This is a genomic window from Pseudomonas sp. KK18, from assembly GCF_037094675.1.
Classification (GTDB): domain Bacteria; phylum Pseudomonadota; class Gammaproteobacteria; order Pseudomonadales; family Pseudomonadaceae; genus Aquipseudomonas.
In genome coordinates this window covers 5,568,778-5,582,312 of sequence record NZ_CP146605.1, presented here as the reverse complement: position 1 = coordinate 5,582,312, position 13,535 = coordinate 5,568,778, and the positions used below count along the sequence as shown (strand labels likewise).

12 protein-coding genes are annotated in these 13,535 nt (G+C 53.4%); 3 read left to right on the top strand and 9 right to left on the bottom strand.

Annotated features, from left to right (window positions below; all coding sequences use genetic code 11):
* Window positions 1-62 precede the first annotated feature (62 nt).
* The 5 genes from V6607_RS25120 to argH form a co-directional block, all read right to left on the bottom strand.
* The gene (locus V6607_RS25120) at window positions 63-1,232 is read right to left on the bottom strand and encodes an MFS transporter (protein WP_003211499.1); all 1,170 of its coding nucleotides are present in this window, start codon (window positions 1,230-1,232) and stop codon (window positions 63-65) included.
* A 147-nt stretch (window positions 1,233-1,379) separates the two neighbouring features.
* Window positions 1,380-2,201 (bottom strand): ABC transporter substrate-binding protein, encoded by an 822-nt coding sequence (locus tag V6607_RS25115; protein WP_008432932.1) that lies wholly within the window; start codon window positions 2,199-2,201, stop codon window positions 1,380-1,382.
* A 25-nt stretch (window positions 2,202-2,226) separates the two neighbouring features.
* The gene (locus V6607_RS25110; protein WP_003211502.1) at window positions 2,227-2,991 is read right to left on the bottom strand and encodes an amino acid ABC transporter ATP-binding protein; all 765 of its coding nucleotides are present in this window, start codon (window positions 2,989-2,991) and stop codon (window positions 2,227-2,229) included.
* 23 nt (window positions 2,992-3,014) lie between these two features.
* Window positions 3,015-3,893, bottom strand: coding sequence for an amino acid ABC transporter permease (locus V6607_RS25105; protein WP_003211504.1), 879 nt, complete (start codon window positions 3,891-3,893; stop codon window positions 3,015-3,017).
* A gap of 138 nt (window positions 3,894-4,031) precedes the next feature.
* Window positions 4,032-5,459 (bottom strand): argininosuccinate lyase, encoded by a 1,428-nt coding sequence (argH, locus tag V6607_RS25100; protein WP_134327176.1) that lies wholly within the window; start codon window positions 5,457-5,459, stop codon window positions 4,032-4,034.
* 262 nt (window positions 5,460-5,721) lie between these two features.
* Between argH and V6607_RS25095 the strand changes: the two genes are divergently transcribed.
* The 3 genes from V6607_RS25095 (at window position 5,722) to V6607_RS25085 (ending at window position 7,602) form a co-directional block, all read left to right on the top strand.
* Window positions 5,722-6,681 (top strand): LysR family transcriptional regulator, encoded by a 960-nt coding sequence (locus V6607_RS25095; RefSeq protein ID WP_102369727.1) that lies wholly within the window; start codon window positions 5,722-5,724, stop codon window positions 6,679-6,681.
* 284 nt (window positions 6,682-6,965) lie between these two features.
* Window positions 6,966-7,205: an AbrB/MazE/SpoVT family DNA-binding domain-containing protein gene (locus V6607_RS25090; RefSeq protein WP_008432930.1), complete on the top strand. Its 240-nt coding sequence runs from the start codon at window positions 6,966-6,968 to the stop codon at window positions 7,203-7,205.
* A complete protein-coding gene (locus tag V6607_RS25085) occupies window positions 7,198-7,602 on the top strand; it encodes a type II toxin-antitoxin system VapC family toxin (protein WP_008432929.1) in 405 nt (134 codons plus the stop codon). The genes V6607_RS25090 and V6607_RS25085 overlap by 8 nt, the downstream gene beginning before the upstream one ends.
* 41 nt (window positions 7,603-7,643) lie before the next feature.
* On the opposite strand, the gene V6607_RS25080 is transcribed toward V6607_RS25085, so the two are convergent.
* The 4 genes from V6607_RS25080 to V6607_RS25065 all read right to left on the bottom strand — a co-directional run bounded on the left by V6607_RS25080 (window position 7,644) and on the right by V6607_RS25065 (window position 13,432).
* The gene (locus V6607_RS25080) at window positions 7,644-8,285 is read right to left on the bottom strand and encodes an HAD-IB family hydrolase (protein ID WP_087693117.1); all 642 of its coding nucleotides are present in this window, start codon (window positions 8,283-8,285) and stop codon (window positions 7,644-7,646) included.
* 275 nt (window positions 8,286-8,560) lie between these two features.
* Complete coding sequence (locus tag V6607_RS25075; protein ID WP_338741353.1) at window positions 8,561-9,094, bottom strand: Bro-N domain-containing protein; 534 nt, start codon at window positions 9,092-9,094, stop codon at window positions 8,561-8,563.
* 907 nt (window positions 9,095-10,001) lie between these two features.
* Window positions 10,002-11,318, bottom strand: a complete 1,317-nt coding sequence (locus V6607_RS25070) for a hypothetical protein (RefSeq protein WP_134327175.1) — start codon at window positions 11,316-11,318, stop codon at window positions 10,002-10,004.
* 2 nt (window positions 11,319-11,320) lie between these two features.
* A complete protein-coding gene (locus V6607_RS25065; RefSeq protein WP_256662370.1) occupies window positions 11,321-13,432 on the bottom strand; it encodes an ATP-binding protein in 2,112 nt (703 codons plus the stop codon).
* Window positions 13,433-13,535 lie beyond the last annotated feature (103 nt).

Here is a 13,535-nt window from a genome sequence, read left to right as displayed (position 1 = left end):
GGCTCGGGTCCGTGAGAGATTTCGCTATTAATAGCGGGATATCGAGCAAATATCAGTAGAAATTACGCACGGACCACCACACGCCGGCCACTCAGGAAACACAAGGTGCCTCCCACCGCCGTCAGCCCGCTGAGTACATAGAACATCGAGGCGGGCGATGCATTGATCAGCAGGTAGCCGCAGATCACCGGGCTCAAGGCGCCGCCAAATGCCGCCAGGTTTTGTGCGCCGTAATAACTGCCGCGCAGGGCGTCCGGGGCGATGGTGTCGATAAACAGGAATTCGGAGGGGTAGATGATCATCTCCCCGAGGGTGAACACAAACATCGCGACACACCACGACACCAAGCCGTCCGCCATGCTGAAGCCGATCAACCCGGCAATAAACAGCGAGGTGCCGAGCACGATCCAGTAGCGCAGTTGTTCGCGCTTGAGGAAGCGGCCGATCTGGTACTGCATCAGGATCACCGTAATGGCGTTGCACGCCAGCACCGCAGAGAGAATTTTCAGCGCGTTCTCCGGCTTGTAGGCCACCAGCAGGAACTGCGACAGATACAGGGTGTAGCGCCCATGGACAATGGTGCTCAACAGGCTGCCGCTGGTGAACAGGATCAAGGTGCGATCGCTGCGCAGGGTCCTCAGGGTGCTGAGAAAACTTAAGGGTTTGTTGCTGTCGTCGCGCTGGGTCGGTGGGATGCCGATCATCAGGAACAGGCTGCCAAAGGCAATCGCGCTGGCGATCAGGAACGGTGCCAGGGGCATCTGCCCGGCAATCACCACGCCGAGCATCGGGCCGGTGGCGTAGCCGACATTGGTCAGGGTGTAGCGCAGGGAAAACACCTTGGCCCGCTGGCCCACCGGCAGGTTCTCGCTGATGATCGCCTTGGAGCCGATCAGGAACAGCGCCGAAGCGGCTTCGGTGATCACCAGGGTCAGGGTGGTCAGGTACAGGTTGCTGGCAAAGGTCAGCAACAAAAAACCGATGGAGCTGGAAAGCATCGCCAGTATCAGCAGCTTGCGCTTTTCCAGGCGGTCGATGATGTAGCCACCATAGAGGCCCAGCAGGGTGGCGATGAACACGGCGATGCCCATCAGCAAGCCGATATCTTGCTGGTTGAGGCCCAGGCGGGTGCTCAGCAACAGGGCGAGCAATGGGCTGGTCATGGCGCGGCTGACGACGATGGTCACCGAGCAGATCATCAGGCGGCGGATTACCAGGGAGTACGTGGCCACGGTGGGGCGGATGTCCTTATTCTTTTTTCAAGGCGATGAAGATCCAGTGTGGGAGCGGGCTTGCTCGCGAATGCGGTGTGTCAGTGCCAACTGTACCGGCTGATCCACCGCATTCGCGAGCAAGCCCGCTCCCACATTTAGATCGAGTTACTGGCCGGCATTGATGCTGATTTTTTCCACCGCACCCTGCTCCAGATCCCACTTCTTCAGAATCTTGCCGTACGTCCCGTCATCAATCATGCCCTGCAACGCCTCACTGATCGCCGTGACCAACTCGGTATTGCTCTTCTCGATCCCAAGCCCGGTGAACTGCTTGGAAATCGCCAGGCCCACCGGCTTGTACTTACCCTTGTCCAGCGACATCAGGTAAGGAATGGTTTCACTGCCCTGCATCGCCGCATCCAGACGGTTCTGCTGCAATTGCGCCCGGGCATCCGCCGAACCCTCGGTGCCAATCACCACGATGGCTGGCTTACCGGCCTTTTCGCAGTTTTCCTTGCTCCACGCGGCAATTTCCGATGGCCAGGTGGTACGTCGGCTGGTGCCGACTTTTTTACCGCACAGGTCAGTCAATTCCTTGAGGTCTTCACGCTTGGCCAGGGTGTACAGCTGCGGGCCGCTGGTGAAGTAGTCAATAAAGGTCACCGCCTTCTGACGCTCGGCAGTGTCGCTCATGCCCGACAGCACAATGTCCACGCGCTTGGTGGTCAGGCCGCTGAGCATTTGTTCGAAGCCGGTTTCCTGCCACTTGATCTTCACCCCCAAACGCTCGGCCAGGGCGTTGCCCAGGTCAAAGTCCAGGCCGGTGAGCTTGTTGGTGGCGGTGTCCTTGAAATCCATCGGCGGGTAGTTCGGCACGATGGCCGCGCTGATCTCACCCTTGTCCTTGATCGCTGCCGGCAATGCCGCCAAAACCGAAGTGGAGGCCATCAGGCCTACGAGCAAACTTGGAAGAAACAGATTTTTCATGGGGGCGTTCTCGTTAGTTTTTTAGTTAAGTGCGAACGGCAGAAATAAAGCTTTGGGTACGCGGGTTTTGTGGGCTTATTAGAATTTCTTCCGGGCTGCCGGCTTCCACAATCTGGCCGGCATCCATAAACACCATGCGGTTGGACACTTCGCGGGCGAAGCCCAACTCATGGGTGACCACAATCATGGTCATGCCGGTGGTGGCCAAATCGCGCATCACCGACAGCACTTCTCCTACCAGCTCCGGGTCGAGGGCTGACGTGGGTTCGTCAAACAACATCAGCTTGGGGCGCATCGCCAGCGCACGGGCAATTGCCACACGTTGTTGCTGGCCGCCGGACAACTCCACCGGGTAGGCATTGCGCTTGTCCGCCAGGCCGACGCGGGCCAGCAACTCCAACGCGTCCTCGGTGGCTTCCTTGGGCGAGCGCTTGAGCACCTGGCACGGGCCCTCGATGATGTTCTGCAACACGGTCATGTGCGGGAACAGATTGAAGCGCTGAAACACCATGCCGGTGGCCAACCGCTGACGGGCGATCTGTGATTCATTTAATTCGTGCAGCTTGTTGCCGACGACCCGGTAACCCACCAGTTCGCCGTCAACCCACAGGCCGCCCTTGTCGATTTTTTCCAGCTGATTGACGCAGCGCAGCAGGGTACTTTTGCCGGAACCGGACGGGCCGATGATGCACAGCACTTCGCCTTGTTCGACTTCCAGGTTGATGTCCTGCAACGCGTGATACTGGTCGTAATACTTGTTCAGGTTCACGGCCTTGACGATGCTTCTCATGGGCAAATCTCCTCAGTCAGGGCTTACGAGCGCTTGCCGGCGCCGCGGGCAAAACGACGCTCGAGGCGGCTCTGACCGAATGAAAGAACAGTCACCACCGCCAGGTACCAGATGCCTGCAACAATCAGCAGCTCCATGACCCGGGCGTTGGCGTAGTAGATGTTTTGCGCGTTGTGCAGCAGCTCCGAGTACTGGATCACACTCGCCAGGCTGGTCATTTTCACCATGCTGATGAACTCGTTGCCTACAGGCGGAATGATCACCCGCATCGCCTGGGGCAGAATCACCCTACGCAGCGCCTGAAGGCTCGGCATGCCGATCGACTTGGCGGCTTCGTACTGGCCGGTGTCCACCGACAACAGGCCGGCGCGCACCACTTCAGCGGTGTAGGCACCCTGGTTGATGCTCAGGCCGAGGAGGGCGGCCACGAACGGCGTCATCAGGTCCACGGTATCGATGCTGAACAGGCCGGGAATCGCGATCACCGGGAAAATCAGCGCCAGGTTGAACCACAACAGCAGTTGCAGAATCAGCGGCGTACCCCGGAACAGCCAGGTGTAGGTGATGGCCACGTAACGCAGGATCGGGTTGGCCGACATGCGCATGATCGCCGTGATCACCCCGATCACCACCCCCAGCGCCATGGCCAGGATCGACATGATGATGGTGTTCACCAGGCCCCAGATGATCGCCTCGGACGTGAGGAACTGACCGATGTAGGACCATTCGATCTGGCCGTTGGCGAATGCACGCAGCAAGGCAGCCAGTGCGATCACGATCAACGTGGCAAAAAACATCCGCCCGTAATAGCGACGCGGCACATGCTCGTACTGGGTGATATCGAACTGATTCTCGGTCTGCTGGCGCTCGGCTTGCAAGCGCTCTGCCGGGGTTTGTTTCATGGTGACTCTCCAAAACAACTGAATACACTGATCATTCCCACGCTCTGCGTGGGAATGCAGCAAGGGATGCTCTGCGTCCCCAAAGCGTGACGCGGAGCATCACAAGAGGCATTCCCACGCAGAGCGTGGAAACGATCTTTAAATTCGAAAGCCGGTGTAGTTTTCTGCCCACTTCTGTTGCGCAGCCAGGGCCACCTTCAACCGCCCAATCTGCTCCCGCACCCGATCCGGCGCCGTACCGCCCCAACCACTGCGCGCCGCAATCGCCGCTTCCAGGGTCAGGCACTCACGCACTTGCGGCGTCAGCCGCGTATCCACCTCTGCCAACAACGCCGGCGAGGCTTCCCACAATTCAATTTCATGCTTCTCACAGGCCTGCACCAAGGCACCGGTAATCTCATGGGCCTCCTTGAACGGCACACCACGAGTGGCCAGCCAATCCGCCACCTCAGTTGCCAATGTGAAACCCATCGGCGCCTGACGCCGCAGCTCTTCCACCTGCACCTTCATCGTCGCGACCATCCCGGCCATCGCCGGCAGCACCAACAGCAAGGTATCCACGCTGTCCAACACACTGTGCTTGTCTTCACTCAAATCGCGGTTGTACGACAGCGGCAAGGACTTGAGCGTGGACATCAACCCGGTCAGGTTGCCAATCAAGCGCCCCGCTTTACCCCGCGCCAATTCGGCAATGTCCGGGTTCTTCTTCTGCGGCATGATCGAGCTACCGGTGGCGTAGGCATCGTCCAACTGCACCCAGCGAAACTGCCGCGACGACCACAGGCAAAACTCCTCCGACAGCCGCGAAATATTCACCCCGAGCATGCCCGCCACAAACAGAAACTCCGCCACGTGGTCACGACTGGCTACAGCATCGATAGAGTTTTCGCACGGCCCGGTGTAACCCATCTCCTTGGCCGAATGCTCCGGCTGGCGAGCAATTGCCGAGCCCGCCATCGCTGCAGCACCCAGCGGCGACAACGCCGTACGCGCATCCCAATCCACCAGGCGCTGCACGTCCCGCAGCATTGACTGCGCATGAGCCAGCAAGTGATGGGCGAACACAATCGGCTGCGCCTGCTGCAAGTGGGTGAAACCCGGGCAGATGCTCTCGATATGCTGCTCGGCTTGGTCCACCAGCGCCTGCTGCAACCCCAGCACCTCGGTGGTGATGGTGCGCGCGTGGTCCCGCAGGAACAGGCGCAAATCGTTGGCCGTCTGGTCATTGCGCGAACGCCCGGCGCGCAACTTGCCGCCCAGGGCGCCCAAACGCTCGGTCAACACCCGCTCGATGAAGGTGTGCACATCCTCGTCATCCAGCGTCGGGTGCAGGCGGCCAGCGGCAAAGTCCTCACCGATGCGGTCCAGCGCTTCCAGGGTGCGCAAGGTTTCCGACTCATCCAGCAACCCGGCGCGCTGCAACTCACGGGCATGGGCCCGGGAGCCAGCCAGGTCGTAGGGCGTCAGGCGAAAATAGCGCTCGGGGCAACGGGACAGCGCCGCCAAAGCAGCGGACGGGCCGGACTTGAAACGAGCACCCCAGAGGCGATCGATGGGCTGAGACATGGTGTTCCTCACGCTTGTTTTTAGAAGTGACAAGCCCGATGGACGTGGCTTGGCCTTATGGATTCGGAGGGCAGTAGCAAAACGAAAAGTCCTGATCGTAGTGTCAGGTTTTTATGGGCGTTAAATCAGCCGGTAAAAGCTGTTCAACCCGCTATATTCAAGGTTGCCAAGGGCGGTTAAGTATGTTCATTATTGCCGCCCGGCGATGTTCATGGAGTAGGTCAAAGCCTGTTGAATATGGCACTTGAGGTCAACACGTATTATGGAAACCCCACTTTCCAATTCTGGAAACATACCGCCAAAACCCGGCACAAGACCGCCCCTGCAACTCAGCGGCCTGGACTTCAAATTGCTGCGGGTGTTCAAGGCTGTGGTCGAAGCGGGCGGCTTCAGCGCGGCGCAGAACGAGCTGAATGTGGGCCTGGCGGCGATCAGCAAGCAGATTTCCGACCTGGAAATTCGCATCGGCATGCGCCTGTGTACGCGAGGGCGGGAAGGGTTTGGCCTGACCGAAGAAGGCAAATTAGTCTATCAAGCGTCCATTGAATTATTTGCCTCGGTAGACAGTTTCAGGGACAAGCTTAGTTCGGCACAGAACGAACTGATCGGCGACCTTAGTGTGGGCGTTATTGATAACACCGTCTCCGACGTTAATTCACCGTTGATTAACGCGCTGGGAAGATTACATACAGAGTCGCCAAAAATAAGATTACGCCTACATGCCTCGCAACTGGACGAAGTTGAACGGGGCGTGGTGGAAGGGCGGCTGATTGTCGGCATCGTCCCGGTGTACCAGCGGCGGGAAGAATTCGATTATTTCCCGCTGTACGAAGAAAAGTCCCACGCGTACTGCGCCGTCGGGCATCCGCTGTTTGAAGCGAGTGACATCAACGCAGATGTGTTGCGCCAGCATGAAGTGGTCAACCATCGTTACGCGATCCACAGCGACAAGGCCAACTTCGTCAGCTACGACAGCCAGTCCGCCTCGGCCTCACAGGTTGAAGCCGTGGCCATCCTCATCCTCACGGGCCGCTTCCTGGGCTTCCTCCCCGAACACTATGCCGCGCCGCTGGTGAGGGAGGGGCGCCTGCGCGTGTTATGCCCGGAGCAGATCCACCTGAGCACACCGTTCAACCTTATCCTGCGCCACAACGCCCCACGAAGCCCGCTGGTCAAAGCCTTCGCAACGGCACTCGGCGTGGACCTCAAAGCGCCAATCTAACGAACTCACACCACCCTTAGAACCTACAGAGACCCCCTGTGGGAGCTGTCGAGCCCCAGCGAGTCTGTGATGGGATCAACTCGGTCTACCCGCAGACCCTATCCACCCGCATCACCGCCGCAACTTGCCCAACTTCTTCTTCGCATGAAAATGCGCCTCCTGCGCCGCCACCAACAGCTACCTGTTCGGCTACGCTTGTCGGGTAGCTGCTATAGAGCTATGCAATAGAGCATCTGCAAACTATCATTCTTACCTGTCTTCCCATGCCTAGAGAGGTGTTCCTTATGTCTACTGGAACGATCTTCACCAATAACCGTACACAAAATATCCGCATCCCTGCTGATATGCGTTTTCCCGCTGGGGTGAAAACTGTAGAGGTGCGTGCCGTGGGGCGCGAACTGATTATTTCGCCGGTTGAAAACACTTGGGACAGCTTTTTCCTTGCAAGCGAATCGGTATCTGATGATTTTATGGAGGAGCGCGCCGACCAAACCCAGCAAGAGCGAGAGTCCTTTGATGATTAAGTACATGCTTGATACGAACATCGTGATCTACATCATCAAGCGTCGGCCTATGGAAATACTGGAAAAATTCAATGCGAATGTAGGTCGTATGGTGATCTCTTCGATCACCCTTGCGGAACTGATGCACGGGGCCGAAAAAAGCCAGTTTGTTGAGAGAAATACTCGGGCGGTGGAGGACTTCATCTCCCGGCTTGACGTCATTCACTACGATGACAAGGCCGCTTTTCACTACGGCTCGATCCGCTCCGATCTCGAAAAGAAGGGCACTCCAATCGGCGTAAATGACCTGCACATCGCGGGCCACGCCAGAAGCTCAGGATTGGTCTTGGTGACTAACAACGAAGGTGAGTTCAAGCGAGTGAATGGCTTGATCGTGGAAAACTGGATCGCCGCCTAAGGCAGTCAATCCAGCGCACACAGATAGGTCGTCCAGGCGATTCAGCGTTGCTTGATTCGTTTCTTCTTCGCATGAAAATGCCGAAAATGCGCATCCTGCGCCGCCGCCAACAACTCCCGATCCCCGCGCGTATCACCCCAGGCCCTGAGCCGATACTCCCCCAGATCCCCATAAACCGCCTCAAGCCGAAGCACCTTATTCTCACACCGGCAATTATTCCCGGTGAGCTTGCCCGTCAATACTCCGTCAACCACCTCAAGCTCAGTGCCTATCAACTTGATCCCAAGCCGATCCGCAAACGGCTGCAATACCAACGCTGGCGATGCCGAACACAGCGTCACCACGGCCCCGGACTTCACCTCATCGGCCACCGATTGCAGCCCGGTTGGCCGCATCAACTTGTTCCAATAGGCCTGGCAGTACGCTTCAGCTTTCTGCTGAACCCACGCCTTATCCACGCCGGTCATAAAGGTGCGGATCAACTGCGCCTTGAGCTCATCACGGCTGATGACGCGCAACAGAAACTGCGCGCCAGGCACTGCCAGCTTCACCATCCTGCGCACGAACTCGCCTTTACCAAAGGCGAACTTCAGGAACGGCACGAAGCTGTCGTGGTGGGTCAGGGTGCCGTCGAAGTCAAAGACGGAGAGTACTTTGGCATCCAAGGGGCCGGATTCGAGCATGTCTGGGTTCACGGGTGGTCCTTGATCATGTGGAGCGGGTTCTCATAACGTTGTGACTGGCACCCAATGGCTGGGTTCAGGTAAAAAACGGTTATGCATTTAAGATTGGCTAGGGGCAACGCTCTTATTCTTCTTCTGGCAATGATCGAGAGAGTTTACCCGGTCAGGCATCGGAATGAACGTCGTAAGGAATCCGGCAATGTTACAGAGCGAATTAAGAATGCGCGGTTGATGATCCATCCGCGTATCTGCACGGATGGATCATCCTTGAGATTTCAGCCTACGGAGTGGCCCGAAGAATGGAAGTACTCAGCCACCTTCTGCAACCATGTTCTGCTCACTGGCGCTCGGCGACGAGTCCTGTTGAGCAACAGATAGGGCATATCCCGCAGTCGGATCCAGCCTTCGTCTTGCCAATGCAGAAGGCTCAACGACATTTCAGGCCAATCCAGCAAGCTCAACATCGGACGGTCTGCGGACCTTGATTGATGCCCATCGCGCAAAGTCGGAACCACTTGATGAGTCAACCATTCCCGCAGCAGGCGATGCCCAGGTGTGTAGTGATACACCAGCAACGCATACACGCCGGACTCACTGAGCATCAGCATATTTTCAGGCTGGCCGTGATATCGAATTTCCAAAGTTTGGCGCTGATCCTCATCGAGCTTGCTGACCTTGCGATCATCCAGGTACAACCCCATCAGACGGCCGAGATCTCGAGCACAGAACCATGGCTGGTTCTCAAGGAGTAGAGCGTGCAGGTGCAGGTTATGGCGGGTGAAGACAGTAGGCAGGAAGGGTTCATGCATGAAACACCTCCGAGCCGGAGCGTGTTTGAGAGATTGTGTAGGTACAGCTAACGTTCTTCGCAGGGACCGCAAAGTATCCAGGCATTTCCGTTACCTCTGGTTGCTTTCTTAGGGCATGCGTTATGGGTGTCGGGAGCTAAGAAACCCACCAGAGACGGGCCGGACATATTTCCCTTTCGGGTCTTGTATTCGCCCACTCCCGACATAACGGGGATTTTTTCACAAGCGTAGAGAAACCGCTGGCGAAAAAAAGCCGCATGGCTGTCGGGTGCGGAGGACCGCTCTGGTTGAAGCGTTTCTTAGGCGCCGAGTTGAGAGGGTAGGTGGGCAGTTGGAGGCGGTCAAGCCCTCAAGATTATTCATTCCATTTCGGTGGTGACAAGCTCGTTATCAATATCGCATCTAACGATATTTTAGATTTCAGGCTGCAAGGCGTTTTTGTTTTTCTCTGGGATTTCCAGATGACGCGATACGCGTCATCCTAATGCCCCACGCCCCCATCTCCCCTCGACAGTTTTTGCGAGTTTTGGTAACCAAAATGCAATCTGCTTTTAGGGGGATACGCGTATTTGCAGCCGGGATGCCTATGTCAAAAGCACTATTTGGATTAATAGAGACAAACGATGCTTCGGGAATGCCAAATCTGATGTTTCCGGAAGGTCTTTCTTATGCAGACGATAACGAAGCTAGCTTCATAAAATACCGAATGAACTAGCACCTCAGGCTAAGTATCTTTTTACCTTTGATAGTTGATATGATCTCGGGCCGTTTACGATACTCAGGGTTGGAGTTTTATATACGGCTTGTGTTGTTGTATTTGGTTTATGTAGTGGGTGTCTATAAGTCATATGGTTGTTTGTAAGGGGTAGTAAGCATGTCTTTTTGACATGCTTACTTTTTCGGGAGGTTATAGATAAATTATCCCTGGTCTGGATTGATGTCCTCTAAGTTTAAATAGGAGGTCATTCAATATCTGCTCCCTCATTCGGTAAAATACTTTTGCAGCATCGATTTTACTATGAGGGAGAACTATCATGGCACCAGAGTTGAATAGGAGTTTTTTGGTTTCTCCGTCTATTAGGAAGTCCGGAGATTGCCATAGGGAATCGGGGAGTGGCTTATCTCCGTTTTTTGGATCCCTAATTGCGGATGGACAAACTTCTAAGCCTAGAAAGTAAGTTAGCGTTTGCGGTTTTCGCTGCGCGTAGTCACAAGCTGCTTGCCCTTGTAGTAAGATCCACCTAGAATCCTTAAGCTCTTTGAGACTCTTTAGTGCGAAACATCTTGTAATTATCTCGCCGACCGCTAATCCGAAAAGATCTTTTAGGTAGTTGTCAATATCGCCTTCGACTTGCTCAAGTCCGATTATAGCACCCCTATCTTTGGGTGTTATATTGTATATGGACTCGGATATATTAATAAATCTGTTGATTTTTGAGCGCTGAATTGCATCAATATCTTCCGCATCTTTAACGGAGAATGCGTTATTCCATATGTCGTTGTCTTGGTCTCCGTCTTCGGAGAGTGCTAGTCGGTCAGAAAGAATGGGGAGCAGGACTTCGTTCAGCGCGTAAGATCTGTCCTGATCCACATTTCTTCGCCCTACAGCAGCAATAGCGAGTGATGCCATTACGCCTTTAAGCTGCTCTGGACGCCCCCCTGAAAGCTCAATGACCTGAGAGACAGTACTTGAGGCTGCTGCTAATATATTTTTTTCCCACGTAAGTAATGCTTTTGTTTGAGCGTGGCCAGCAAGAAGCTTCTCAATCGTAATTTTGAGGTTGTCCGGGTTTGAAATAAGAAGTCCGGCTTCGCTTTTCTCTATATGTTCTGCTTTATTAAGTTTTAGAACTCCATAAGGCCGCGGAATGTCTTCTTTAAGTCGCTCTGATAGATATGATTCTAAAGAGCCGCCCTCTTCATTTTCGTCAACTTCATGAGCCTGTTGACTCCATACTATTATTACGTAAGGGCCTTTGGGAGCAATTTGTTCTAAGCAGTTTAATATCTGATTGAAATGGGAGTTTTTTGAGCCGATTGCGTCTCCAAGCAAATGTAAGTCAAAAAATATCACCCTCACATCCGGGAAGCATCCGGTGATGCCGCTTTCGACGTTGTACTTTATTCCAAGGCAAGAAACGCCAATTTTGGCAAGGCATATTGTCAGTGCGTCTAGTTCAAGTTGTTTGTCATCGATGGCTATAACGCGTGGAGTTGGCAGCATTTTTATTTTACTTCCTTGAAAATAAGAGCGACAACTGCACCATCAATACCCTCAGGCAACTCAACTTCGCCTTTTTCAGGGAAAGCAAGAAGCCCACCATTTAGTTCCATGGCTAAATTCGCATAGTAAAGCCCAAGGCCCATTCCCGCTGGCCTGCGGGTGAAAAACGGACGTACCATGTTCTCCGGATCATCCTGAAAGCCTGGTCCATTGTCTGCAATGATTATTGCGGGGCCAAATTCGAAATCGTCAGATATGCCAATATATATTTTTCTACTTTTCTCTGTTGTTTCGGGCCATCTAACTTGCATCCAATACAAAGCATTATCAATCACGTTTATTAATGCATTCAGAACTAGTCCGAAAGAAAAGAGTGAGCTAAATCCGTTTGTCTCTTTTTCAAGGAATGGGCATATAAGTTGCGTCTGATGGAAGCGAAGCCGAGATAAACTTAAATCTCTAGCGCGAATGATGAGCTTTCTTGCATCATGCGGTTTCTGATCGTCGCGTCTGAGGAGACTCGAGAAACCGTCTAGCAACTTAGTGAGGTCTCTTGCCTGCAACGCTGCGTTTTTTATATCGGCGCCGTCTTCAATTGCGCGGTGAAGAGTTCTTACTCCACGTTCAACTTCATGAAAAATCACGGCTAGATTTAATCCGGACATCCCAGCGGAAAGTAGTGTTTCCTGCATGGATTGATAATCGTCTTCTAGCTTCCGGATGTACGGCTCAAACGTTTCCAATACTCCATGCTTACGCATCGCGCTCTTTAATGCTTCTAGCGGACGCTGTATGTTCGCTGCAACGGGATCAGCACTTTGTTGAATTATTTTTCTGATTCTGTCTCTATCAAGGTCTCTCTCTGTCTCGAAAATAGCTAAACCAGAAAGTACTAAGCTCTTAAGTCGTTCTAATGATTCGTTGTCGACGAATCCCTCTCGGCTTGTTTTTTCAATAAGATTGGCAGAGCTTTCTAGCGATAAGTGAACGACGCCAATTATTAGATTGTTGCTTATTTTTCGAGTTGGCCGATTTACCCTGCGCAGATCAAGTCCTAGCCAGTCAACGCCCTGTTCGCCATAGTTATAGACTCTGATGCCGTCCCGGTATATCCGTATGCCGCCATTTTCGTCTAGGTACTCCGTTAGCATCTGCACGTCAGACATTAACTTAAGGATTTCACGATCTCGGTCATATACATAAAATTCGCCGCTTAGCTCGCCTATGCCAGCTAAATAGCTTGAATCTGCAAGTAGCCTTTTGTTGCCACCTTCTTTGGGGAGAAGCAAGCCGCTTTTTAGCTTTGTGACGTGGCGACCTTCAAGTTTAACCCCTGGGACGGGTTTGAACGTGTATTCCCAAGATATTTCACCATTAGTAGCTATATCGAATTTATAGTGCCATGGTGCTCTATCTAAAATTGATTGTGGATCTAAGAGGTCTTTGATCCAAGCTTCATGCCCGGGCACCAGCATTTCAGCTATAAAAGATTCTGGTGCTTCGAAAGGAGAGCAGATGGACATTATTTGCTTGTGTAAACTTCGGACCTCCCTACGTGTCCACGCTTTATTTCTTAATTCTGATATTTCAACGAGTGTGCCCGTCGAATTTCCCAAGAAAACCTCAGGTGTGCGCTCTTTGATAGTTATCGGGGCGTCATCAAGAAAAGGTTTCCTAATTAATTCAGCCCAGTCGATCTCGACGACGCACTCCAGTTCGTTCTTTGCTCGCGTGGTTACTTTGATTTTCTCTCCGAGTTTATGAACCGCAAAACGACCTAATCCCTTTTCGCCCAAAGGGAGGCGAAGATGTTTCTTTGTTCTGATTTTTTTTTCACGTTGTTCTTTACGGTGATCATTACCTGGCACCAGCCAGATTTCCTGGATTGTTTTAAGTGACATTCCTTCGCCGTCGTCTTCCACAACGATTTTTGGAGTCGCCTGATCTGAAAGGTCAAGGATAATAGTCACTTCATTCGCATCAGCATCGTATGCGTTTTTCACTAATTCAAAAACTGCAAGCCTAGGACTTCCAATTAGCTCGTCACCCAGTAACTGTAAAATCCGGGCGCGAGGGCGGAAGGACTGCTGATATTCTCTTTCGGAACTGGTCACCAGATGTCACCGAAGGCTGGAGTTAGTAATTTTTTATCCGAACTGCTCATAGGCGCTATGAAATTGCGAGGCATTTGAACATCCCTGTTGTGGCAATATGGAA

Coding starts and splice junctions, on each gene's coding strand:
- V6607_RS25115 (WP_008432932.1), bottom strand. CDS start 2,201: ATGAAAAATCTGTTTCTTCCAAGTTTGCTCGTAGGCCTGATGGCCTCC.
- V6607_RS25110 (WP_003211502.1), bottom strand. CDS start 2,991: ATGAGAAGCATCGTCAAGGCCGTGAACCTGAACAAGTATTACGACCAG.
- V6607_RS25105 (WP_003211504.1), bottom strand. CDS start 3,893: ATGAAACAAACCCCGGCAGAGCGCTTGCAAGCCGAGCGCCAGCAGACC.
- argH (WP_134327176.1), bottom strand. CDS start 5,459: ATGTCTCAGCCCATCGATCGCCTCTGGGGTGCTCGTTTCAAGTCCGGC.
- V6607_RS25095 (WP_102369727.1), top strand. CDS start 5,722: ATGGAAACCCCACTTTCCAATTCTGGAAACATACCGCCAAAACCCGGC.
- V6607_RS25090 (WP_008432930.1), top strand. CDS start 6,966: ATGTCTACTGGAACGATCTTCACCAATAACCGTACACAAAATATCCGC.
- V6607_RS25085 (WP_008432929.1), top strand. CDS start 7,198: ATGATTAAGTACATGCTTGATACGAACATCGTGATCTACATCATCAAG.
- V6607_RS25080 (WP_087693117.1), bottom strand. CDS start 8,285: ATGCTCGAATCCGGCCCCTTGGATGCCAAAGTACTCTCCGTCTTTGAC.
- V6607_RS25075 (WP_338741353.1), bottom strand. CDS start 9,094: ATGCATGAACCCTTCCTGCCTACTGTCTTCACCCGCCATAACCTGCAC.
- V6607_RS25070 (WP_134327175.1), bottom strand. CDS start 11,318: ATGCTGCCAACTCCACGCGTTATAGCCATCGATGACAAACAACTTGAA.